The 21,385-nt window shown below is 61.9% G+C and carries 22 protein-coding genes; 5 read left to right on the top strand and 17 right to left on the bottom strand.

From position 1 onward, the window contains the following. Nucleotides 1-10: 10 nt before the first annotated feature. The 8 genes from ACP7E3_RS21275 to ACP7E3_RS21240 all read right to left on the bottom strand — a co-directional run bounded on the left by ACP7E3_RS21275 (nucleotide 11) and on the right by ACP7E3_RS21240 (nucleotide 8,036). Nucleotides 11-1,009: a septal ring lytic transglycosylase RlpA family protein gene (locus ACP7E3_RS21275; RefSeq protein WP_017848342.1), complete on the bottom strand. Its 999-nt coding sequence runs from the start codon at nucleotides 1,007-1,009 to the stop codon at nucleotides 11-13. Next, nucleotides 1,009-2,019, bottom strand: coding sequence for a lytic murein transglycosylase B (gene mltB / locus ACP7E3_RS21270; protein ID WP_046381928.1), 1,011 nt, complete (start codon nucleotides 2,017-2,019; stop codon nucleotides 1,009-1,011). The genes ACP7E3_RS21275 and mltB overlap by 1 nt, the downstream gene beginning before the upstream one ends. Nucleotides 2,020-2,036: 17 nt before the next feature. Continuing rightward, the gene (gene rodA / locus ACP7E3_RS21265) at nucleotides 2,037-3,140 is read right to left on the bottom strand and encodes a rod shape-determining protein RodA (protein ID WP_017848344.1); all 1,104 of its coding nucleotides are present in this window, start codon (nucleotides 3,138-3,140) and stop codon (nucleotides 2,037-2,039) included. Nucleotides 3,141-3,171: 31 nt separating this feature from the next. Continuing rightward, entirely contained in the window at nucleotides 3,172-5,070 is a 1,899-nt protein-coding gene (gene mrdA, locus ACP7E3_RS21260) for a penicillin-binding protein 2 (protein WP_046381927.1), read from the bottom strand. Nucleotides 5,071-5,085: 15 nt separating this feature from the next. After that, a complete protein-coding gene (gene rlmH / locus ACP7E3_RS21255) occupies nucleotides 5,086-5,553 on the bottom strand; it encodes a 23S rRNA (pseudouridine(1915)-N(3))-methyltransferase RlmH (RefSeq protein ID WP_003176297.1) in 468 nt (155 codons plus the stop codon). 9 nt (nucleotides 5,554-5,562) lie between these two features. Beyond that, nucleotides 5,563-6,057 (bottom strand): ribosome silencing factor, encoded by a 495-nt coding sequence (gene rsfS / locus ACP7E3_RS21250; RefSeq protein ID WP_003176298.1) that lies wholly within the window; start codon nucleotides 6,055-6,057, stop codon nucleotides 5,563-5,565. Nucleotides 6,058-6,126: 69 nt separating this feature from the next. Beyond that, nucleotides 6,127-6,771 carry a nicotinate-nucleotide adenylyltransferase gene (gene nadD, locus ACP7E3_RS21245; protein WP_017848346.1) on the bottom strand — a complete coding sequence of 215 codons (645 nt, stop codon included), beginning with the start codon at nucleotides 6,769-6,771 and terminating at the stop codon, nucleotides 6,127-6,129. Continuing rightward, nucleotides 6,771-8,036, bottom strand: a complete 1,266-nt coding sequence (locus ACP7E3_RS21240; protein ID WP_046381926.1) for a glutamate-5-semialdehyde dehydrogenase — start codon at nucleotides 8,034-8,036, stop codon at nucleotides 6,771-6,773. The genes nadD and ACP7E3_RS21240 overlap by 1 nt, the downstream gene beginning before the upstream one ends. Nucleotides 8,037-8,210: 174 nt before the next feature. On the opposite strand from ACP7E3_RS21240, the gene ACP7E3_RS21235 reads away from it, so the two are divergent. Both ACP7E3_RS21235 and ACP7E3_RS21230 read left to right on the top strand, forming a co-directional pair. Next, complete coding sequence (locus ACP7E3_RS21235; RefSeq protein ID WP_426124266.1) at nucleotides 8,211-8,894, top strand: DNA-3-methyladenine glycosylase; 684 nt, start codon at nucleotides 8,211-8,213, stop codon at nucleotides 8,892-8,894. A 25-nt stretch (nucleotides 8,895-8,919) separates the two neighbouring features. Continuing rightward, nucleotides 8,920-10,236 carry a bifunctional DedA family/phosphatase PAP2 family protein gene (locus tag ACP7E3_RS21230; protein ID WP_128191679.1) on the top strand — a complete coding sequence of 439 codons (1,317 nt, stop codon included), beginning with the start codon at nucleotides 8,920-8,922 and terminating at the stop codon, nucleotides 10,234-10,236. On the opposite strand, the gene ACP7E3_RS21225 is transcribed toward ACP7E3_RS21230, so the two are convergent. The 4 genes from ACP7E3_RS21225 to ACP7E3_RS21210 form a co-directional block, all read right to left on the bottom strand. Beyond that, nucleotides 10,230-10,445 carry a hypothetical protein gene (locus ACP7E3_RS21225; RefSeq protein ID WP_026140195.1) on the bottom strand — a complete coding sequence of 72 codons (216 nt, stop codon included), beginning with the start codon at nucleotides 10,443-10,445 and terminating at the stop codon, nucleotides 10,230-10,232. The genes ACP7E3_RS21230 and ACP7E3_RS21225 overlap by 7 nt on opposite strands. A gap of 102 nt (nucleotides 10,446-10,547) precedes the next feature. After that, nucleotides 10,548-11,138: an LON peptidase substrate-binding domain-containing protein gene (locus tag ACP7E3_RS21220; RefSeq protein WP_017848351.1), complete on the bottom strand. Its 591-nt coding sequence runs from the start codon at nucleotides 11,136-11,138 to the stop codon at nucleotides 10,548-10,550. 21 nt (nucleotides 11,139-11,159) lie between these two features. Continuing rightward, entirely contained in the window at nucleotides 11,160-11,876 is a 717-nt protein-coding gene (locus ACP7E3_RS21215; protein WP_017848352.1) for an LrgB family protein, read from the bottom strand. Continuing rightward, nucleotides 11,873-12,235 carry a CidA/LrgA family protein gene (locus tag ACP7E3_RS21210; protein ID WP_017848353.1) on the bottom strand — a complete coding sequence of 121 codons (363 nt, stop codon included), beginning with the start codon at nucleotides 12,233-12,235 and terminating at the stop codon, nucleotides 11,873-11,875. Before ACP7E3_RS21210 ends, ACP7E3_RS21215 begins: the two co-directional genes overlap by 4 nt. Nucleotides 12,236-12,394: 159 nt before the next feature. Between ACP7E3_RS21210 and ACP7E3_RS21205 the strand changes: the two genes are divergently transcribed. The 3 genes from ACP7E3_RS21205 to ACP7E3_RS21195 all read left to right on the top strand — a co-directional run bounded on the left by ACP7E3_RS21205 (nucleotide 12,395) and on the right by ACP7E3_RS21195 (nucleotide 15,436). Continuing rightward, the gene (locus ACP7E3_RS21205; protein ID WP_017848354.1) at nucleotides 12,395-12,850 is read left to right on the top strand and encodes a MaoC family dehydratase; all 456 of its coding nucleotides are present in this window, start codon (nucleotides 12,395-12,397) and stop codon (nucleotides 12,848-12,850) included. Nucleotides 12,851-13,045: 195 nt separating this feature from the next. Then, nucleotides 13,046-14,764, top strand: coding sequence for a C13 family peptidase (locus ACP7E3_RS21200; RefSeq protein ID WP_057005934.1), 1,719 nt, complete (start codon nucleotides 13,046-13,048; stop codon nucleotides 14,762-14,764). Nucleotides 14,765-14,794: 30 nt separating this feature from the next. After that, complete coding sequence (locus ACP7E3_RS21195) at nucleotides 14,795-15,436, top strand: oxidoreductase (protein ID WP_046381921.1); 642 nt, start codon at nucleotides 14,795-14,797, stop codon at nucleotides 15,434-15,436. Nucleotides 15,437-15,495: 59 nt separating this feature from the next. On the opposite strand, the gene ACP7E3_RS21190 is transcribed toward ACP7E3_RS21195, so the two are convergent. From ACP7E3_RS21190 to ACP7E3_RS21170, 5 genes are all read right to left on the bottom strand, one after another. Then, entirely contained in the window at nucleotides 15,496-15,780 is a 285-nt protein-coding gene (locus ACP7E3_RS21190) for a YceK/YidQ family lipoprotein (RefSeq protein WP_017848357.1), read from the bottom strand. Next, nucleotides 15,773-16,402, bottom strand: a complete 630-nt coding sequence (gene ubiX, locus ACP7E3_RS21185; protein ID WP_010206807.1) for a flavin prenyltransferase UbiX — start codon at nucleotides 16,400-16,402, stop codon at nucleotides 15,773-15,775. The genes ACP7E3_RS21190 and ubiX overlap by 8 nt, the downstream gene beginning before the upstream one ends. Continuing rightward, nucleotides 16,399-17,748, bottom strand: coding sequence for a UDP-N-acetylmuramate:L-alanyl-gamma-D-glutamyl-meso-diaminopimelate ligase (gene mpl / locus ACP7E3_RS21180; RefSeq protein WP_426124263.1), 1,350 nt, complete (start codon nucleotides 17,746-17,748; stop codon nucleotides 16,399-16,401). The genes ubiX and mpl overlap by 4 nt, the downstream gene beginning before the upstream one ends. Nucleotides 17,749-17,943: 195 nt before the next feature. Further along, a complete protein-coding gene (locus tag ACP7E3_RS21175; RefSeq protein WP_169881756.1) occupies nucleotides 17,944-19,020 on the bottom strand; it encodes a hypothetical protein in 1,077 nt (358 codons plus the stop codon). A gap of 211 nt (nucleotides 19,021-19,231) precedes the next feature. After that, nucleotides 19,232-21,157, bottom strand: coding sequence for a sigma-54-dependent Fis family transcriptional regulator (locus tag ACP7E3_RS21170; RefSeq protein WP_046381918.1), 1,926 nt, complete (start codon nucleotides 21,155-21,157; stop codon nucleotides 19,232-19,234). Between the last annotated feature and the right edge of the window lie 228 nt (nucleotides 21,158-21,385).

Below are 21,385 nucleotides of genomic sequence, written 5' to 3'. Positions count from 1 at the left end.
CCTTTACGGTTTATTCGGCGCTGACCACGCTGGGTTGCCCCAGGTTGGCCAGGCGCACGCTGTTCTGCACTTGCGCGACCTCGCTCGGCGAACCGATCGGGCCCATACGCACACGGTGCAGGGTCTGTTGATTACGCACGATGGAACTGATGAAGACCGGCGCATTGACCATACTGCTCAGCTTGGACCTTAACAGCTCTGCCGCATCCGGGTTGGCGAAAGCGCCCACCTGCAGGTATTGCCCACCGGCAGCCGAAGCACCCGGTGCGGCGCGAGGCACCACGACCGTGTCGGGCGCGTGCTGTTGCGCGGGTGGCGTCCACTGCTCGATCTTGCCGGTCGAGGCTGTGACTTGCGGTTGCGCGGCTTGCGGTTCGTTGAGCATCAACGGCGCCGGTTTGCCACGCTGGGCCCAGTATTGCGCGGGGTCGATCCCTTCGACCTTGACCCGCGCGGTGCCGGTTTCGGCATAACCGAGTTTCTTCGCGGCGGCGTAGGACAAGTCGATGATCCGGTCCGAATAGAACGGCCCGCGATCGTTGACCCGCAGGATCACCGTGCGGTTGTTGTCCAGGTTGGTCACTCGCACATAGCTGGGCAGCGGCAGGGTCTTGTGGGCCGCGCTCATGCCGTACAGGTCGTAGACCTCGCCATTGGCGGTGTTCTGGCCATGGAACTTGGTCCCGTACCACGACGCCGTGCCCGACTGCACGTAGGTCTTGGAGTCCTGCAGCGGAAAGTAGCTCTTGCCCAGCACGGTATAGGGGTTGGCCTTGTACGGGCCTGTGTGCAGGGTCGGCGTGGCATCCGGGATTTTCGACACGTCGACGTCCCACCACGGCGCACCGTCTTTATGCGCGCGGTTGATGTCCAGCCCCGGCTGGGAACGAATAGCGGTGCCGCCGGACTTTTGCGTCGGCGCGCGACTGGTGGAGCAACTGACAACCAGCAAGGACAACGCGGCAAACGCCACCAGCTTGAGCGGTTTTTTCAACGGCGATGCCCGCATTACTTGTTGCCCCGTGCTTGGACCAGCATGTCAGACAGTTGATGCACGGCCATGGCGTACATCACACTGCGGTTATAACGCGTGATTGCGTAGAAATTCTTCAGGCCCATCCAGTATTCAGGGCCGTTTTCGCCTTCCAGGCGGAAAGCCGTGACCGGCATATCATCGCGCAGCGCATCATGACTTGACCAGCCCAGCGCCCGCAACTCCCCGACCGTCTTGGCCGGCTCGATGCCCTGGGTCAGGCCTTCATCGGCGCGCTCGCCGCTCACGTCGGCACGGCTGACGACCGGTTCGCCGCTCACCCAGCCATGGCGCTTGAAGTAGCTGGCCACGCTGCCGATGGCATCGTCCGGGTTGCTCCAGATATTGATATGGCCGTCGCCGTCAAAATCCACCGCGTAGGCGCGAAAACTGCTCGGCATGAACTGCGGCAAACCCATCGCACCGGCGTAGGAGCCTTTGAGGGTCAGCGGGTCGACCTGCTCTTCGCGGGCCAGCAGCAGGAATTCACGCAGTTCCTTACGGAAGAATTCAGCGCGGGGCGGGTAATCGAAGCTCAAGGTCGACAAGGCATCGATCACCCGGTAACTGCCGGTGTTGCGCCCGTAGAAGGTTTCAATGCCAATGATCGCGACAATCACCTGGGCAGGCACGCCGTACTCCTGCTCGGCGCGAGCCAACGCGGCTTCGTGCTGGCGCCAGAAGTCCACGCCCCGGGCCACGCGGGCGTCGGTCAGGAACATCGGGCGATAGTCCTTCCACTGCTTCACGCGCTCGGCCGGGCGGGAGATGGCATCGAGGATCGCCTGCTTGCGCTGGGCCTCGCGGAACACGCCCATCAGCTGTTCACCGGCGAAGCCATAGTCACGGGTCATCTCACCGACGAATTCGGCGACCTGAGGTGAGCCATCGTAGTCACCGGCCTGCGCTTCGTGCATGGCGCCCAGCAGCCCGATCAGGCTCATCCAGGACGCATGCCGAGTCGCCCAGCCGCGCAATACTTGCATTGACATCTTCACCTTATTCAAACCTGTGCGATCCATTTGCGATGCGTGTGAATCGACATCAAAACCCCAAACGCTGACATCAATGTCACCAGCGAAGTTCCGCCGTAGCTAATGAACGGCAACGGCACCCCAACCACCGGCAAGAGGCCACTGACCATACCGATGTTGACGAAAACGTAAACAAAAAAAGTCATGGTCAACGAGCCCGCCAGCAATTTGCCGAACAACGTCTGCGCCTGCGCGGTGATCACCAGGCCACGCCCAATCAACAGTAAATAGATCAGCAGCAACGCGCAAATACCCACCAGGCCGAACTCTTCGCCCATCACCGCAATAATGAAGTCGGTGTGGCTCTCGGGCAAAAAGTCCAGGTGCGACTGGGTACCCATCAGCCAGCCCTTGCCAAAGACACCGCCGGAACCGATGGCCGCCTTCGACTGGATGATGTTCCAGCCGGTGCCCAGCGGGTCGCTCTCCGGGTCGAGGAACGTGAGAATCCGCTGCTTCTGGTAGTCATGCATAAAGAAGAACCACATGGCCACGGCCACCGGCACGGCAGCGGCGAGCACGCTGAGAATCCAGCGCCAGCGCAAGCCACCCATGAACAGCACGAACGCACCGCCCGCCAGGATCAGCAGCGATGTACCGAGGTCCGGCTGGCGCACGATGAGGATGAACGGCACGCCGATCAGGATCAGGCTGATCCCCACATGCTTGAGTTGCGGCGGCAAGGTGCGCTTGGACAGGTACCAGGCGATGGTCGCCGGCATCAGGATCTTCATGAATTCCGACGGCTGGAAGCGAATCACCCCCGGAATGTTGATCCAGCGGGTCGCGCCCATGGCGTTGTGGCCCATCACGTCCACCACCACCAGCAACAACACGCCAGCGACGTACCCCAGCGGCACCCACCGCGCCATGAAACGCGGCTCCAGCTGGGCGATCACCACCATCGACAACAGGCCCAGGCCGAACGACGACGCTTGCTTGATCAGCAGGTCCCAGTTCTTGCCGCTGGCCGAATACAGCACGAACAGACTGCCGGCGGCCAGGGTCAGCAGCAGGATCAACAACGGGCCATCAATGTGCATGCGCTGCAGCAATGTCGCGCGGCGACGCATCACATCCTCACTGGAGAGGATGCGGTCAAAATTACTCTTCACTGGCCGTAACCTCGGTGCTTGAAGGGGGGCCGCCATATTCGGGCTTGAGCTTGCCGTCGTCGGTCAACAGCCAGGCATCCATCACTTGACGGACCACCGGCGCGGCGACGCCCGAACCGGACTCGCCGTTCTCGACCATCACGGCGACCACGATCTTCGGGTCGTCCGCCGGAGCGAAGCCGACAAACAGGGCGTGGTCGCGGTGGCGCTCCTGGACTTTGGAACGGTCATATTTTTCGCCTTGCTTGATCGCGACCACCTGGGCCGTACCGCTCTTGCCGGCAATGCGATATTGCGCGCCGATCGCCGCCTTGCGCGCCGTGCCCCGGGCGCCGTGCATCACCTGCTGCATGCCGTGGTTGACCTTGGTCCAGTCCGACGGGTCACGCAGCACAATGTCCGGGATCGGGTTTTCATCCACCGGCTTTTCGCCTTCGATGGTGCGGGCCAGGTGCGGACGGTTCCAGATGCCTTTGTTGGCCACCAACGCCGTGGCCTGGGCCAGTTGCAGCGGTGTCGCCTGCATATAGCCCTGGCCGATGCCCAGGATCAGAGTCTCGCCGGGGAACCACGCCTGGCGGCGGGTGGCACGCTTCCATTCGCGCGACGGCATCAGGCCTGGGGATTCTTCGAACATGTCCAGGGAGACTTTCTGACCCAACCCGAACTTGCCCATGTAGGCCGACAGGCGATCGATCCCCAGCTTGTGGGCTAGGTCGTAAAAATAGGTGTCGTTGGACCGCATGATCGCGGTGTCCAGGTCGACATAGCCGTCACCGGTGCGGTTCCAGTTACGGTATTTGTGATCGTAATTAGGCAGCATGTAGTAGCCGGGGTCGAACACGCGACTCGACGCCGTGACCACGCCCGCGTCCAGGCCGGCAATCGCTACCGCCGGCTTGATCGTCGAACCCGGCGGATACAGGCCGCGCAACACCCGGTTGAACAGCGGCCGGTCGATGGAATCGCGCAGCTCGGCGTAGGCCTTGAAGCTGATCCCGGTCACGAACAGGTTGGGGTCGAAACTGGGCTGGCTGACCATGGCCAGGACTTCGCCGGTACTCGGGTCCAGCGCCACCACCGCGCCACGTCGCCCGCCCAAGGCCATCTCGGCCGCTTCCTGCAACTTGATGTCCAGGCTCAGCACAATGTCCTTGCCCGGCACCGGATCGGTACGCTTGAGCACCCGCAACACACGGCCGCGGGCGTTGGTCTCGACCTCTTCGTAACCCACCTGGCCGTGCAGCTCGGGCTCGTAGAAACGCTCGATGCCGGTCTTGCCGATATGGTGGGTGCCGCTGTAATTGACCGGATCGAGGCTTTTCAGCTCTTTCTCGTTGATCCGCCCCATATAACCGACGGAGTGCGCGAAGTGCGGCCCTTGCGGGTAATGCCGCACCAACTGCGCCACCACTTCCACGCCCGGCAGGCGGAACTGGTTCACCGCGATCCGGGCGATCTGCTCTTCGGTCAGCTCGAACAGGATCGGCACCGGCTCGAACGGCCGACGCCCCTGTTTCATGCGCTTTTCGAAGATCGCCCGGTCTTCCGGGGTCAGTTGCAGCACGTCGACGATCACATCGAGGACCTGCTGCCAGTCGCCGGAGCGTTCGCGGGTCATGCTCAGGCTGAAGCTGGGCCGGTTATCCGCGACCACCACGCCGTTGCGGTCGAAAATCAGGCCACGGGTCGGCGGAATCGGCTGCACATGCACCCGGTTATTTTCCGACAGAGTGGAGTGATAGTCGTACTGGATCACCTGCAGGAAATACAGGCGCGCGATCAACACCCCGATCAACGTCACTACCATGATCGCGCCAAAAACCACGCGCGAGCGCACCAGACGTGCGTCTTTCTCGTGGTCCTTGATGCGGATCGGCTGAGTCATCGGGAGGGGCGCAGACTATTTGTGGTAAGGGTGCCCGGACAGAACTGTCCAGGCGCGATACAGCTGTTCACCGATCAGGATCCTTACCAACGGGTGCGGCAACGTCAGCGCCGACAGCGACCAGCGTTGGTCCGCCCGCGCGCAGACTTCCGGCGCCAGCCCCTCGGGGCCGCCGACCATGAAGTTGACGGTGCGCGAGTCCAGGCGCCAGCGATCCAGTTCCACCGCCAATTGCTCGGTGCTCCAGGGTTTGCCGTGGACTTCGAGGGTGACGATGCGCTCGTTGGGACCGACCTTGGCCAGCATGGCTTCGCCTTCCTGACGGATAAAGCGCGCCACGTCGGCGTTCTTGCCCCGGGTATTGAGCGGAATTTCCACCAGCTCAAGCGACAGCTCGGCGGGCAGACGCTTGGCATATTCATGCCAGCCTTCTTCCACCCACTTGGGCATGCGTGAACCGACAGCGATCAGACGCAGGCGCACAGCCGTTCCTTATTCCTGGTCTTTGTTGAGCTTGTCGAAGTGCGCGTGACCCACTTCCGGGCTGTGGTGCTTGCCATCAGCCGCACGGCTCTGTTCGGCGCCTTTCCACAGACGCTCCAGGTCGTAGAACTGACGGGCGTTGGAGGTCATCATGTGAACGATCACGTCGTCCATGTCCAGCAGCACCCAGTCGCTGTCGCCCTTGCCTTCTTCACCCAGCGGCTTCACGCCCTGGGCTTTGACGGCTTCGCGCACTTTGTCGAGCATCGCGCCGATCTGGCGGTTGGAGGTACCGGTGGCGATGATCATGAAGTCGGTGATGCTCTGCTTGTCGCGCACGTCCAGCACCTGGATGTCCTGGGCCTTGACGTCTTCCAGGGCCGCCACGGCGACTTTCACCAGTTCTTCGCCAGCCAGTTCCGGGCCAACGTGGGCTTCAACCGGCAGTGGCGCGCTCTTGAAGGTGCCTTTGCGCTTAACTTTGCTTACGTCTTTGTTCGTCATATAAAACTCGTTTTGCTCGTATGTTCGGGCGCTCGCTGCACGACTGTTCGTGCGTTCAAGCGCGCCTTTTCAGTTCGACGCACGGTAAAGCCCGTGCGCATCGATGTAGGCCAGGACCGCGTCAGGCACCAGGAAACGTACCGACTTCCCGCTGGCCAGCAGTTGACGGATCTGGGTGGCGGACACCGCAAGCGGGGTCTGCCAGACGAATGCAATATTCCCGTTCGGCCCGGTCAGGGCCAAGGGGTCACTTACCGACCGCGCGGCCAGCAGGTTGCGCAAGGCATCCGGCGGTTCGCTGTCGGCATCCGGGCGTTGCAAAACCAGGATGTGGCAATGCTGGAGGAGTTCCTCCCAGCGATGCCAAGAGGGCAGGCCGCAAAATGCGTCCCAGCCCAAAAGCAGAAACAACTGGTCGTCCGCGGCCAACTCGGCACGCATCAGTTCCAGGGTGTCGACAGTGTAGGACGGTTTATCGCGCTTGAGCTCGCGGTCGTCCACCACCAGCGGCGGTATGCCAGCTACGGCAAGGCGCACCATTTCCAGGCGCTGCTGCGCTGACACCTGCGGCGTATCGCGGTGCGGCGGCCGGGCATTGGGGGTCAGGCGCAATTCATCCAGCGCGAGGGCATCCGCGACTTCCAGGGCACTGCGCAAATGGCCGATATGCACGGGGTCAAAGGTGCCGCCGAGCAACCCGATGCGTTTACCCATCAAGCGCGCACATGCCCGTCGCCGAACACTACGTACTTCTCGCTGGTCAGGCCTTCCAGGCCAACCGGGCCGCGTGCGTGGAGCTTGTCGGTGGAGATACCGATCTCCGCGCCCAGGCCATACTCGAAGCCGTCGGCAAAACGCGTCGAGGCGTTGACCATCACCGAAGCGGAGTCCACTTCGGTGAGGAAACGCCGGGCATCGCTGAAATGCTCGGTAACAATGGCATCGGTGTGCTTGGAGCCGTATTTGTTGATGTGCTCGATGGCCTGATCCAGGTCGTCGACGATGCGGATCGACAGGATCGGCGCCGTGTACTCGGTGTACCAGTCTTGCTCGGTGGCTTCGATCACGTCCGCGCCGAGCAGCGCACGGGTGCGCTCGCAACCGCGCAGCTCCACACCCTTGTCGCGGTAGATGGCAGCCAGCGGCGGCAGCACGCGATCGGCAATGCCGGCGTGCACCAGCAGGGTTTCCATGGTGTTGCACGGGGCGTAACGGTGGGTCTTGGCGTTGTCGGCGATGCGGATCGCCTTGTCGATATCGGCGGCGATGTCGATGTAAACGTGGCACACGCCGTCCAGGTGCTTGATCACTGGCACCTTGGCATCACGGCTGACGCGTTCGATCAGGCTCTTGCCACCGCGCGGCACGATCACGTCGACGAATTCCGGCATGGTGATCAGCGCGCCGACGGCGGCGCGGTCGGTGGTTTCCACCACTTGCACCACTTCGGCCGGCAATTCGGCCACGGCCAGGCCCTGCTGGATGCAGGCAGCAATCGCACGGTTGGAGTGGATCGCCTCGGAACCGCCGCGCAGGATGGTGGCGTTGCCAGACTTGAGGCACAGGCTCGCGGCGTCGATGGTCACGTTCGGGCGCGACTCATAGATGATGCCGATCACGCCCAGGGGCACGCGCATCTTGCCGACCTGGATGCCGGACGGCAGGTAACGCATATCGCGGATTTCACCGATGGGGTCAGGCAGCTTGGCCACCTGACGCAGGCCTTCGATCATGTCGTCGATACGCGCCGGGGTCAGCGCCAGGCGGTCGAGCAACGCCGGTTCCAGGCCATTGGCGCGGCCGTTGGCCAGGTCCAGTTCGTTGGCGGCGGTCAACTCGGAGCGCGAAGCATCCAGAGCATCGGCGGCGGCCAGCAAGGCACGGTTTTTCTGCGCGGTGCTCGCACGGGCGATCAACCGCGAGGCCTGACGGGCAGCGCGACCCAGGCGGGTCATGTAGTCAAGAACGGACTCAGTCATGGTCAGGGAGTCTTGGCAAAGAGGAAAGCGGCAGATTATAGCTGTGACGCCGCCCGACTGACAGCGGTGAGGGGCGGATGGTCGAAATGAACTGTAAAAACCTGGGGTTCAGCCGTAATTAAGGTGGGAGTTGTTATTATTCCGTCACATTTAGCCGTATTAACCCTGAAGGCCATGTCGAGTTTCACCCCCCAACTCCCTGCCAGCGCCCTGCCCGACCGCTTCTTCGACCGCGATGCGCAACTGCTTGCGCGGGAATTGCTCGGCAAAATCATCCGTCATCGGGTCGGCGATCTCTGGCTTTCGGCGCGGATTATTGAAACCGAAGCGTATTTCGTGGCCGAAAAAGGCAGCCATGCCTCACTGGGCTACACAGAAAAGCGTAAGGCTTTGTTTCTGGATGGCGGTCATATCTATATGTACTACGCCCGTGGCGGCGATTCGCTGAACTTCAGCGCCCAGGGCCCGGGCAATGCAGTATTGATCAAATCCGCCTATCCCTGGGTCGATGAGACCTCCGGCCCGGCCAGTTTGGCGCAGATGCTGCTGAACAACCCGGACGCCAATGGCAGGCCACGCGCCTCGCAGAAGCTCTGCGCCGGCCAGACCTTATTGTGCAAGGCGCTGGGCCTGAAAGTGCCGATGTGGGATGCCAAGCGCTTCGACCAGGAGCGGCTCTATGTAGAAGACGTCGGCCAGGTGCCGACGCACATTATCCAGACCACCCGCCTGGGCATTCCCGGCGGCCGGGACGAACACTTGATGTACCGCTTCGTCGATGCAGGCTATGCGCCTTATTGCACGCGGAACCCGCTGCGCCGGGGCCAGGTCGAAGGCCGCGACTATTTTTTGATTTGAAACGGTGACGAGGGAGTGAAGAATCATGGGCCAATGGCTCGATAGCATCACCGGCTGGCTGACCCTGAACCCCCAATGGCTGGCGGCGGCGGTGTTTATCGTGGCGTGCGTGGAATGCCTGGCCATTGCCGGTTTGATCGTGCCCGGCACCGTGCTGCTGTTCGCCATTGCCGTGCTGGCCGGCAACGGTGCGCTGTCGCTGAGTGAAACCCTGCTGCTGGGTTTTCTCGGCGGCCTGGTGGGCGATGGGGTGTCCTACTTCCTTGGACGCCATTTCCACCAGAACATCCGGCGCCTGCCCGGCCTGCGGCATCACCCTGAATGGATGAACGGCGCCGAGACCTACTTCCACAAGTACGGCATCGCCAGCCTGCTGGTCGGACGTTTCATCGGCCCGTTGCGCCCCATGCTGCCGATGGTGGCTGGCATGTGCGACATGCCGTTCCCACGCTTTGCCCTGGTCAGCATTCTCGCGGCGGCCGGCTGGACAGTCGCGTACCTGCTGCCGGGCTGGGCGACCGGCGCGGCTTTCCGCCTGCCATTGCCGGCGGGGTTCTGGCCCGAGGCGGGAATTGTCGCGGCATGCCTGGCGGTGTTGCTGGGGCTGAGCTTGAACAGCAGCCTGCGCGGCCATCGCCGTGTCACAGGGTGGATAGGTTGCGCCAGCCTGACCCTGTTGATCGCCCTGTTTATCGGCTACCCGCACCTCAACGACTTCGACCAGGGGCTGAGCGCCCTGGTGCAGGAGCATCGCAGCGCCTGGCTGGACGAGACCATGGTGAGGCTCACCCAACTGGGCGAGTTCAAGAAGATGTTTGTCGCCAGCGCCCTGTTCACCGGCCTGTTGTTACTCGCACGCCAATGGCGCCACGCGCTGTTTGTCGGCATCACGCTGGGCGTGGCCGCGGTGATCAATACCGCCACCAAGCTGTTTTTTGCCCGCGGTCGCCCGGAAATCCTCACCGACCCGCTGACCAGCTTCAGCATGCCCAGCGGCCACGCCTCCGGCGCATTCGCGTTTTTCCTGGCGCTGGCGGTATTGGCCGGGCGCGGACAGCCCACGCGCCTGCGCCTGACCTGGCTGCTGCTGGGCTGCATCCCCGCGGCATTCATCGCGTTGTCGCGGGTTTACTTGGGTGCCCACTGGCCCACCGACATCCTCGCCGGAATGCTGCTGGCGATGAGCGTGTGTGCATTGAGCCTGAGCGCAATCCAATACCGCAGCCCGCTGCCGCCGATGTCGCAGAAAGCCTGGTGGCTGGTATTGCCTGCCGTGGTGGCGGTGCTCGGCTTCATCGCCTTCAGCGGCACCTCGCACGCCCTGCTCAGGTATGCCTACTGACCCTTGGCCGGGCCGATCCAATCGATTGGCGCGGTTCGGCGCTCAACGCAACGTTCGCGCCGCTCCAGCAGCATTTCATCGGCAATTTCTGCGGCACGCTCGGCGATGTATTCCGGGCCGCGCTGTGCATCCTGCGCGAGCAGTTGTGAGGTAATGCTGACAAAAAAAGCGTCCCAGGCCGCCTGCTCCGATTGCGCTAGCCGAATCATGTTCATCCCCTGATCAGTGGTTGTGTGATCGGAAACTATTTCAGCCCGCGCGATGGGAGCAACGCAGAAATGTCTGAAAGCAGCACCAGACAATTCTGAAGATCAGGTGAACAGCTCACCTTGCAGTTCATCCAGCAGCCTCTGGATCGCATCCAGCCGTTGTTGCGGATCGTCGAGTTGCAGCAGGTCGATCTTGTCGGCCTCGGTGAACGGCAGCAAATACGCCAATTGATTGCCCAGGGCCTGCTGGCCGTCGGCATCGGCGCCCATGTCCAGCGAGGCCACCATCGGGTGTTCGGCCAGGGCCTGGAGCAAGGCCTGCAGGTCGGCGTCCGCCTCTTCCAGCGCGTGGTCCGGCCGCTCTTCCAGCCATTGCACCTCGGCCACCAGCAACTGGTCCTTCTGCACCTCGGCATCGCGGACACGGAAGCGCCGCCCGCCCTCGACACGAATGCCCAGCAGGCCGTTATCCTGCTGTTTGAAGTCGCGAATCAGCGCTTCACAGCCGATCAGCGCGTAGCCATCCGGGGCCGCGCCCACCTCTTTGCCGTCGAAGATGCACACCACGCCGAAACTTTCGCCCTTTTTCATGCAGCGGCTGATCATGTCCAGGTAGCGCGCCTCGAACAATTGCAGGTCGAGGGTGCAGCCAGGGAACAGCACGGTGTTGAGCGGGAACAGCGCCAGACTCATAAAGGTTTCCTTAACCCTGGTTCAAACAATCACCGACACGGCCAGCGGCAGGAACACCGCCGTCGCCACGCCCATCAGACTCATGGCCAGCGCCGCAAAGGCGCCGCACTCTTCGCTTTCCTGCAGGGCCACCGACGTGCCGACGGCGTGAGCGGTCATGCCCAGCGCCATACCGCGCGCCTCGGGGCTGTGGACGCCCAGGCGCGACAAGTACGCCGGGCCGATCATTGCCCCGATCACGCCGGTGATCAGCACGAACACCGCGGCTAACGCGGCCACGCCGCCGATCTGCTCGGCCACCAGCATGGCAATCGGCGAGGTCACCGACTTGGGTGCCATGGTCATCAACATCCTGTGTTCGGCACCGAACCACCAGCCCAGCAACACACACAGGCCGGTGGCCAACACACCACCTATCACCAGCGTAGTAAAAATCGGCCAGAACAATTGACGAATCCGACGCAGGTTCAGATAGAGCGGCACCGCCAGGGCCACAGTCGCCGGGCCCAGCAGGATGCTCATGATCTCGGTGCTCTTGCGGTACTCGGCGTAACTCAGGCCACAGGTGAGCAGCACGCCGATCACCAGCAGCATGGACACCAGCACCGGCTGCAGGAAGATCCAGCGGGTTTTCTCGAAGCCCGCGAGCACCAGTTGATAGGCACCGAGGGTGATGCCGATGCCGAACAGCGGATGATGAATCACCGCCGCCCACGCGCCTTGCCAGTCGAAGGTCATGATTGCTCCTCCTGCTGCGCCTGGCGCTTGACCAGTTTTTGCATCAGCACGCCGACGAACCCCATGGCGATCACCAGCGACAACACCAAGGCGCCGACGATGGCCCAGAAGTCTGCGGCGATGTCCTTGGCATACACCATCACCCCGACCGCCGGCGGCACCAGCAGCAAGGGCAAGTAACGCAGCAGGCTGCTGGCCGCCAGGCTCAGCGGCTCGCCGACTTCGCCGCGCCACACCAGGTAACCCAGCATCAGCAGCAGACCAATGATCGGCCCCGGCAACACCGGCAGCAGCAAATGGTTGATCGCCGTGCCGATCAATTGAAACAGCACCAGCCATGTCAGACCGCGTAACAGCATCCGTCCTTCCCCCCTCAAGACCCACCCGCATTATAAGCATGCCCGCGCTATGCTCCGGCATTCGCCATAAGCATGGTGGGTTGACCGGGCTGGTTGCCCATGATGATCTAACATGGTTCTCGCACATCAATAAAAACCGATGAACCAAGGAGAGACGCAATGCCCTATGTACCCGTAGCGCAGCTCAAAGATTATGTCGGCAAGGAACTGGGACGTTCCGACTGGCTCACCATCGACCAGGCCCGCATCAACCTGTTCGCAGAAGCCACTGGCGACCATCAGTTCATCCACGTCGACCCGGTCAAGGCCGCGCAAACCCCGTTCGGCAGCACCATCGCCCACGGTTTCCTGTCGCTGTCGCTGATGCCCAAGTTGATGGAAGACATCCTGATCATGCCCGAAGGCCTGAAAATGGCGGTCAACTACGGCTTGGACAGCGTGCGCTTTATCCAGCCGGTGAAGGTCAATTCCAAGGTCCGCCTGAACGTGACCCTCACCGACGTCACCGAGAAAAAACCCGGCCAATGGCTGTTCAAGGCCACCGCTACCCTGGAAATCGAAGGCCAGGAGAAACCCGCTTACATTGCCGAGTCGCTGTCGCTCTGCTTCGTGTAACCGCCTCCTTCCTCCCTGTAGGAGCTGGCTTGCCAGCGAAAAGCCCCCAGACGCCACATTCCCCCTGAATGCCCGCGTTTTCGTTGACCACCTTCGCCGGCAAGCCGGCTCCTACAGGTCATCATTCCCCAACAGACCACTAGGTATGGCTCCTTCGCTGCGGCATACTCGGCGCTCAATTATCCGGATCCCGCTATGCGCCCACTCGCTCCCCTTGCCCTTGTCCTGTTGCTCACCGCTTGCGGAGACGGCGAATCGCTGTTGCCGCCCGATGCGCGCCTGCCCGACGGCGGCCGTTACCGGGGTGATGTGGTCAATGGCTTGCTGCAAGGCCAGGGTCGCGTGGACTACCCCAACGGCAGTTGGTACGCCGGCCAGTTCGACAAAGGCCAGTGGCACGGCCAGGGCGAATGGCATGGCAGCAACGGCGAAGTCTATAAAGGCCAGTTCCAGCAAGGCCTGTTTGACGGCCAGGGCAGCCTGACCACTGCGGGCAGCCACTATGTCGGTGGCTTCAAGCAAGGCCGGCGCAACGGCGAAGGCACCCTCAAAGAGGGGCAAATGACCTATCGCGGCGAATTCAAGGACGACCAGTATTCCGGCCTCGGGCGCCTGGAGCTGGCCGACGGCAGCCAATACCAGGGCCAGTTCGCCCACGGCAAGCCCAACGGCGAAGGCCAGCGCAACGACGACAGCGGCAACCAGTTCAGCGGCCACTTCGTCGATGGCCAGCTGGAAGGCAACGGCACCTTCAACAGCGCTGACGGCGACATCTACGTCGGCCAGTTCAAACAGAACCAATTGAACGGCAAGGGTCGCTACGAAAACGCCGACGGCGACGTGTGGATCGGCCAGTTCAAGGAAGGCGCCCTCGGCGGCAAGGGCGAGTTGATCGGCGTCGATGGCAGCCACTACATTGGCCAGTTCAGCGATTGGCGCTTCAGCGGCGAAGGCCGCCTGAACCTCACCGACGGCAGCTTCTATATCGGCGGTTTCGACAGCGACAACTACCAGGGCCGCGGCACCCTGGTGCTCGCCGACGGCACCGTGCAAGCCGGCACCTGGGTCAACGGCATGCGCGTGCGCGACGCCGACGGCAAGCTGTTGCCCGACCCGTTGGAAATCGGCGTGCTGGCCCAGGGCCGCCTGCTCGATGCTGCCCTCGCCGCCGTGCCTCCTTCGACCCCCGCCGTGGAACTGTACACCCTGGTACTCGCCGGCGACGGCAAACAGAGCGTGTTCCTGCGCGAAGCCGATTACGTCAGCAACATGCTCGCCAGCCGCTTCGGTGCGCGCGGGCAGATTCGCCTGGTCAACCACCGCGACCATATCGCCGACCGCCCGCTGGCTACCCGCGAAAGCCTGCGCCGTGCCGTGCAGACCCTGGCCGAACGCAGCGGGCCGGAGGACCTGGTGTTTATCTACCTGACCAGCCACGGCACCCACGAAAGCGAACTGGTGCTCGATCAGCCGCGCATGGAGCTGGCCGACCTGCCGGCCGATGAGCTCGCCGCAGTACTCACGCCGTTGAAGAACCGCGACAAGGTCGTGGTGATTTCCGCGTGTTACTCCGGCGGTTTCATTCCCGCGCTGAAAGACGAGCACACCTTGATCATGACCGCTTCCCGCGCCGACCGCGTGTCGTTTGGCTGTTCCGAGGAAGCCGACTTCACCTACTTCGGCGATGCCCTTTTCGCCCAAGCCTTCAACCAGACCGACGACTTGCAGCAAGCCTTCAAGCTGGCGCAACTGCACGTGACCGAACGCGAACAGGCGGACAACTTCGAAGCCTCCGAACCGCAGATCTGGGCCCCCAAAGGCGTGATCGCCCATTGGCAACTATTACGCAAGCAGCAAGCACGAAAGGCGCTCGAAAGCGTCTCAATGAATAGCAAGGAAGCTAAAGGCAACTAAGCTGTAACGTGTAACAAAGGGGGAAACACCATGTACCTGACGCCTCAGCATATTTTGCTCGCAGGAGCCTCTGGCCTGACCGGCGAACACCTGCTCGATCGCCTGCTCAACGAACCCACCGTGACCCGTGTGCTGGCGCCCAGCCGCAAGCCGTTGGCCGAACATCCACGCCTGGAAAACCCAGTGGGCGACCCGGCGGTGGTCCTGCCGCAACTGCGTGGCCAGGTCGATATCGCCTTCTGCTGCCTGGGTACCACGATCAAGCAAGCCGGCTCCGAGGAAGCCTTTCGCGCGATCGATCTGGACCTGGTCGTGGCCTTTGCCAAGCGCGCACGGGAAATGGGCGCGCGGCACCTGATTGTCATCAGCGCGATTGGCGCCGACCCGAAATCCTCGATCTTCTACAACCGGATCAAAGGGCAAATGGAAGACGCCTTGAAAGCCCAGGGTTGGCCGCAACTGACCATCGTGCGGCCGTCGCTGTTGCTGGGGGAGCGCCTCGAACCGCGCCTGGCCGAGCAATTGGCCGGGCCGTTGTCACGGCTGATTCCAGGCAAGTACCACGGCATCGAAGTGTGCGAACTGGCACGCGCCATGTGGCGCCTGGCGCTGGAAGAGCAAGATGGTGTGCGCGTGGTCGAATCGGACGAGTTGCGCAAGCTGGGTAAATAAACCCTGCCAACCGAGCTGCCAGCTCAACATGTGGGTTCAGATGGGGCCTGAGCGCGGAGTCACAGCCCACCCGTGGCGTTGAACCCTACCCCCAACACCGTCAACACCGACAGCGGCAACAGCAGGGTATCGAGCAACGCGCTGGCTGGCAGGTCGACGCCGGGATAGCTCGGCGCCTCGGCGCCAAAACGGTCCATCGCGCAACAGCCGCCGTTCATCGCATACAGGTCCAGCCGCGTGCCGGCATACACCACCGGCGCGCCAGGCTTCGCCGCATCCAGCGTGCGCGCGGTGGCGCAGCCCGCCAGTTGCAACGCCAGCAACACCAACAGCGCCTTATTCATCGCTGCTCAAATGGTGCTCACCCCAACGCGGGAGCATGTCCTGGGGAATGTTCAGCAGGTTGAGAATCCGCGCCACCACAAAATCCACCAGGTCATCGATGGTCTGCGGCTGGTGATAGAAACCGGGCGACGCCGGCAAGATGGTCACGCCCATGTTCGACAACTTGAGCATGTGCTCCAGGTGAATGCTCGAATACGGCGCCTCACGCGGCACCAAAATCAGCTGGCGCCGCTCTTTCAACGTCACATCGGCGGCCCGTTCGATCAAATTGTTGCAGGCGCCCGTGGCAATCGCCGACAACGTACCGGTGGAACACGGCACCACCACCATCGCCGCCGGCGCGCCGGAGCCGGAGGCCACCGGCGACATCCAATCCTCTTTACCGTAAACCTTGATCTGCCCCGCCGCCGCACCGGTGTACTCGGTGAGGAACGCCTGCATCATCTGCACCTTGGGCGGCAGCGCGACATCGGTCTCGGTGGCCATCACCAGTTGCGCGGCCTTGGAGATCAGGAAATGAACTTCACGCTCCTCGCGCACCAGGCAGTCGAGCAGGCGCAAGCCATAGGGCGCGCCGGATGCGCCGGTCATCGCCAGCGTCACGCGCTCGGGCCCGCTCATTTCAGGGCCTCGGCCAATTTGCCGTGCAGGCCGCCGAAGCCGCCGTTACTCATGACCACCACGTGGGTGCCGGGCGTGGCCTGTTGCTTGACGTGTTCAATGATGCCTTCGATCGAATCGCAGACCGTCGACGGCACGTGACACAGCGCCGCAATGGCGGGCAGGTCCCAGCCGAGGTTGGCCGGTGCGTACCAGACCACTTGGTCCGCATCATTGACGCTCTCCGGCAAGCCATCGCGGTGCGCGCCGAGCTTCATGGAGTTGGAGCGCGGTTCGATAATCGCAATGATCGGCGCATCACCGACCCGCTTGCGCAGGCCATCAAGGGTGGTGGCAATCGCCGTCGGGTGGTGGGCAAAGTCGTCGTAGATGGTAATCCCATTCACATCGGCAACCTTTTCCATGCGCCGTTTCACACTTTTGAACGCACTCAAGGCCGCGATGCCCATGGAAGGCACCACGCCAACATGCCGTGCCGCCGCCAAGGTGACCAGGGCGTTGGCAACGTTGTGCTGGCCGGTCATGTCCCAGTCGACCACACCCTGGGCCTCGCCTTCGTACAGCACTTCAAATGTCGAACCGTCTTCACTGAGCAACCTGACCTGCCACTGCCCGCCCGCGCCGGTGGTTTGCACCGGCGTCCAGCAGCCCATGTCGATGACGCGCTGCAAGGCCGGCTCGGTGGTCGGGTGGATCACCAGGCCCTCACTCGGGATGGTGCGTACCAAATGATGGAACTGCCGCTCGATGGCCGCCAGATCGGGGAAGATATCCGCGTGATCGAACTCCAGGTTATTCAGGATCGCCGTGCGCGGGCGGTAGTGGACAAACTTGGAGCGTTTGTCGAAGAACGCGCTGTCGTATTCATCGGCTTCGATCACGAAGAACGGCGTATCGCCCAGGCGCGCCGACACCGAGAAGTTCTGCGGTACGCCGCCGATCAGGAAACCCGGGCTCATGCCCGCGTGCTCCAGCACCCAGGCCAGCATGCTGCTGGTGGTGGTCTTGCCGTGCGTACCAGCGACCGCCAGCACCCAGCGCCCTTGCAGCACATGGTCGGCCAGCCATTGGGGGCCGGACACATACGGCAAACCTTTGTTCAGTACGTACTCGACCGCCGGGTTGCCCCGAGACATGGCGTTGCCGATCACCACCAGGTCGGGGACCGGATCGAATTGGGATGGATCATAGCCCTGGGTCAATTCGATGCCCTGGGCTTGCAGTTGCGTACTCATGGGCGGATAGACGTTGGCATCGGAACCCGTCACATGGTGGCCCAACTCCTTGGCCAGAACCGCCATCGAGCCCATGAAAGTACCGCAAATACCGAGAATATGAATGTGCATGGTCGACCTCGTAAAACATCGAGGCAGGTTAGCGCAGGGAGGGGGAAATCGCACTCTTTTAGCGGTACACGCCAGCTCAATCGTCTGAATTCGGCCGGCAGTGCGGTCGTTGAGCCCGGTGCCGTCACCCGCCGTGACAGCACCGGACTCAGCGTATACGAGGGGTCATTATGGGGTGTCAATTAATAACCCGCATCAGACAAACTGCATCGAGGATGGCGGCCCCTTCGGCTCCAACACCGTATTGATACGGGAGATCTGGTTTAAAACAGCCTGATTGCGTCGATCCAATGTTTCAAGGCGGCGCACAGGGTCTTTCTCGGTGGCGGCGGTATCACTTTTAAAAGGCCTGAATATAAAATCATTTTCCTTAGAGATTAATTCCAAGTTCGACTCGACGGTGTCGTATTGCTTTTCCAACATATCAAGTCGGGCAGTTGTCTCGGTTGGCCAATCGGGGCTTTTATCCAAGGCTTGACCCTCGCTCCCTTCGGTATAGGCCTGGATCGTATTACTGACCAAGAGCAGTTTTAATTCTGCATTGTCCAAGTGCAACGCCAGGTCTTGCGGCGATGAAGGACTCGGCGCCGATCCCGCCACACCGTTCTGTTGACTCGGCGCGGGCTGGTGCGCGGGAGGAAGTAAGGGGGTATTGGCGCTGAACGCCCCCTTGATCTGCTCGCCACTCCATACGGAGCCTGCGTAAGTACCAATACTCAATGGCGTACTGACCAAGCCGTTGACTGCGGCATTCACGAAAGCGTCCCGTGTCACGGTTTTCAGATCTGGCCCGGTCTTGAACACGCCAGCCTTGACCAGGCGATCGGCAGTGACGAGGTTTTGCGCCACCTCGCCAAACGTCTTGGGAACGGGGTGAGACCTGGAAGGAAGGGTAGAGCCCCCGAACCGGTTGTTATTAATCAGATCTCGAAAGGGCTTATTAGATGCATGAGTGGAAGGTGGGTTTGAGAAAAACGGTCCCTTATTAACCTGATTATATTGACCGGGCGTCCCAGACGGCACGCGGGAAGTGCTATGCGTCGGCCTGCGGAAAAAACGTCCGAAATCAATTCCCCTTTTGCTACGAACCTGCGTGTCCGAGTTCAAACGTTCAGCATCATAAGTAAGCTCGGAGCGATCATTTTGCCAAGTAGCCGAAGCGGCGTTGCGCGGGTTACCGGTCGATCCAGTATTATTGGCAGCTTGAGTAACATCAGCTGAAACGTCACTGGACGGTACTGTAGTATAAGTTGGAACACCTGTAACATTCATAATCATCACCTTAGTCAGTCAATAAAAACTTGCATTCACTGGGTGACAAAAATATCTATCTCAGTTCCACCGAAACAACATTACATGCATTTACTTCCGCGCCAGCCAGGACACACTTTCTCAACAATTAACCCACAAAAGCAAAAACAGTAAATCCCCCTACAACCAACAATTAAAAACCGCGCCCACACACTCGACAACAACTTACGAATTACAACGCCGAACGCAGTTCAATGCCATGTTTGCGTAACTTTCGATATAACGTGTTGCGGCTCACCCCCAACCGTTCAGCCACAAGGGTCATATGCCAGCGCTGCTGCGTCAGGACCTTCAACAATGCCAGGCGCTCGGCATCCTCAAGCAGCGACAGCGGGGGGACATCCGCAGCAGGCGTAGTCAAGGACGCCGGGCGGATCATCGGCGGCAAATCATCGACACCGATCAACGCGCCGTCACACAGTGCAACCAGGGTACGCAACACCGTGCGCAACTGCCGCACATTGCCCGGCCAGGCGAACGCCAGCAATGCCTGACGCGCGCCGGCATCGAGCGTTATCGTCTGCTCCCCGGCTTCCTGGGCCAGCAGAAAATCCAGCAATTGCGGCTTATCACTGCGCTCGCGCAACGGCGGCAAGCCGATTTCGAGGCCATTGAGTCGGTAGTACAAATCTTCACGAAAGCTGCCTGCCTGCACACGCTGCAACAAATCACGGTGGGTGGCGCTGATGACTCTCACGTTTACCGCCTGGGGCTCGCCGCCGATGGGCACCACCAGGCGATCCTCCAGCACCCTCAAGAGCCGGGTTTGCAAAGCCAGGGGCATGTCGCCGATTTCATCCAGGAACAACGTGCCCCCATCTGCCTGTTGCAGCTTGCCGCGCATGCCTTCCTTGCGGGCACCGGTGAAACTGCCGCCGCGATAGCCGAACAGTTCGCTTTCGATCAGGCTTTCCGGGATGGCGGCGCAGTTGAGCGCAACAAAAGCCTTGTCCGCACGCTGGCTGGCCTGGTGTACGGCCTTGGCGAAGGCCTCTTTGCCGGAACCGGTTTCACCGTTGACCAGCAGCGGCACATCACGTTCGAACACGCGCAACGCCTTGCGAAAATCGCTTTGCAACGCGGAATCGCCCAGGCAGATACCGAGCAGACGCTCGGGCTTGGCGGCAACCACCGGCTGCGGCGGTACGGGCACCGGCACACTGCGCGGCTGGCCGCGCAACGCGGCAAACAGATGTCGACCGTCCCGCGTCCGCAGCGGCCAACTCGCTGTGGCATTGGCGCTGGCGCGGCCCAGCAGTTGATCCAGGGTGCATTCGAAAAGCACTTCCACAGGCTGCCCCAGCAAGCCACCACGCATCTGCCCCAACAGGTTCAGGGCACTTTGGTTGACTGCGCAAATGCGCCCTTCACCGTCGAACGCCAGCAGCCCTTCACTGAATAAGCCCACGGACTCCGCCTGCAAGTGAAAACGCAGCAGCCAGTGGTGTTCAAAGTGACGCAGGAAGTAACAACTCTCGATCATCTTCGCCGACAGGTTGACCAGCGCCATGGTGTGGAACTGGCTCTGACGCGACACCGCTTCCCGCGCCGACGACACGTCCAGCACCGCCAGCAACTCACCATGGGGATCGAACACCGGGCTCGCCGAACAGGTCAGCCCGGTGTGGCGCCCGCGAAAATGCTCATCGCGGTGAATGGTCAACGACTGGCGCTCCACCAGGCAGGTGCCGATGCCATTGGTGCCTTCGCAGGCCTCGCTCCAGTCGGCGCCGAGCCACAACCCGGCGCGCTCGAAAATCTTGCGCTCGGACGGCGCGGTGACGCAGTTGAGGATCACCCCGCGCGCGTCGGTGAGCAACACGGCGTGACCGGCGCCCGAAAGTTGCTGATGCAGGCTGTTCATCTCGCCGCCAGCGATGTGCAGCACCTGCTGCAGGCGCTCGCGGCTTTCCAGCAGACGGCCATGTTCGAGCACGGTGGGGGCGATGCTCAGCGCAGGGTCGAGGTGATAATCCTCCAGGCAACGCAGCCAGGAGCGGGCGATGGACGGGTCGCTGCCGGGGCCCTGGGAAAGGTCTTGCCCACGGGTCACGGTCAAGACTTGCTGGGCATGGCGACTGAAATGATCGTGATGCATGTTCTTATTATTCTCCCTGCGTGAGAACGTCCAGCATCCCCCAGCCACCCGGCCATTGCAATCCCGCGCCGACCCACCGGTCACAGGTTGTACCGTGCATGGCACAAACTGTCACACAGACTGTACCAAGGCTGGCACAGCCGCACTTTTTGGCTCTCGCCAACCCCCTGATTTAACTGGCTTGCAAGGCAGTGGCCCGACCTTTGCTCTACGCTTTATCAAGCGCTT

The sequence above is a fragment of the Pseudomonas sp. PSPC2-3 genome (assembly GCF_049898265.1).
GTDB lineage: Bacteria > Pseudomonadota > Gammaproteobacteria > Pseudomonadales > Pseudomonadaceae > Aquipseudomonas > Aquipseudomonas veronii.
Note: the sequence above shows the minus strand (reverse complement) of the source record. Positions and strands in the feature narration are given on the sequence as shown.

Bases quoted from the DNA above. Each gene is read 5' to 3' on its own strand.
- ACP7E3_RS21275 (WP_017848342.1), bottom strand. From the start codon at position 1,009: ATGCGGGCATCGCCGTTGAAAAAACCGCTCAAGCTGGTGGCGTTTGCC.
- mltB (WP_046381928.1), bottom strand. From the start codon at position 2,019: ATGCAAGTATTGCGCGGCTGGGCGACTCGGCATGCGTCCTGGATGAGC.
- rodA (WP_017848344.1), bottom strand. From the start codon at position 3,140: ATGCGTCGCCGCGCGACATTGCTGCAGCGCATGCACATTGATGGCCCG.
- mrdA (WP_046381927.1), bottom strand. From the start codon at position 5,070: ATGACTCAGCCGATCCGCATCAAGGACCACGAGAAAGACGCACGTCTG.
- rsfS (WP_003176298.1), bottom strand. From the start codon at position 6,057: ATGACGAACAAAGACGTAAGCAAAGTTAAGCGCAAAGGCACCTTCAAG.
- nadD (WP_017848346.1), bottom strand. From the start codon at position 6,771: ATGGGTAAACGCATCGGGTTGCTCGGCGGCACCTTTGACCCCGTGCAT.
- ACP7E3_RS21240 (WP_046381926.1), bottom strand. From the start codon at position 8,036: ATGACTGAGTCCGTTCTTGACTACATGACCCGCCTGGGTCGCGCTGCC.
- ACP7E3_RS21235 (WP_426124266.1), top strand. From the start codon at position 8,211: ATGTCGAGTTTCACCCCCCAACTCCCTGCCAGCGCCCTGCCCGACCGC.
- ACP7E3_RS21230 (WP_128191679.1), top strand. From the start codon at position 8,920: ATGGGCCAATGGCTCGATAGCATCACCGGCTGGCTGACCCTGAACCCC.
- ACP7E3_RS21225 (WP_026140195.1), bottom strand. From the start codon at position 10,445: ATGATTCGGCTAGCGCAATCGGAGCAGGCGGCCTGGGACGCTTTTTTT.
- ACP7E3_RS21220 (WP_017848351.1), bottom strand. From the start codon at position 11,138: ATGAGTCTGGCGCTGTTCCCGCTCAACACCGTGCTGTTCCCTGGCTGC.
- ACP7E3_RS21215 (WP_017848352.1), bottom strand. From the start codon at position 11,876: ATGACCTTCGACTGGCAAGGCGCGTGGGCGGCGGTGATTCATCATCCG.
- ACP7E3_RS21210 (WP_017848353.1), bottom strand. From the start codon at position 12,235: ATGCTGTTACGCGGTCTGACATGGCTGGTGCTGTTTCAATTGATCGGC.
- ACP7E3_RS21205 (WP_017848354.1), top strand. From the start codon at position 12,395: ATGCCCTATGTACCCGTAGCGCAGCTCAAAGATTATGTCGGCAAGGAA.
- ACP7E3_RS21200 (WP_057005934.1), top strand. From the start codon at position 13,046: ATGCGCCCACTCGCTCCCCTTGCCCTTGTCCTGTTGCTCACCGCTTGC.
- ACP7E3_RS21195 (WP_046381921.1), top strand. From the start codon at position 14,795: ATGTACCTGACGCCTCAGCATATTTTGCTCGCAGGAGCCTCTGGCCTG.
- ACP7E3_RS21190 (WP_017848357.1), bottom strand. From the start codon at position 15,780: ATGAATAAGGCGCTGTTGGTGTTGCTGGCGTTGCAACTGGCGGGCTGC.
- ubiX (WP_010206807.1), bottom strand. From the start codon at position 16,402: ATGAGCGGGCCCGAGCGCGTGACGCTGGCGATGACCGGCGCATCCGGC.
- mpl (WP_426124263.1), bottom strand. From the start codon at position 17,748: ATGCACATTCATATTCTCGGTATTTGCGGTACTTTCATGGGCTCGATG.
- ACP7E3_RS21175 (WP_169881756.1), bottom strand. From the start codon at position 19,020: ATGAATGTTACAGGTGTTCCAACTTATACTACAGTACCGTCCAGTGAC.
- ACP7E3_RS21170 (WP_046381918.1), bottom strand. From the start codon at position 21,157: ATGCATCACGATCATTTCAGTCGCCATGCCCAGCAAGTCTTGACCGTG.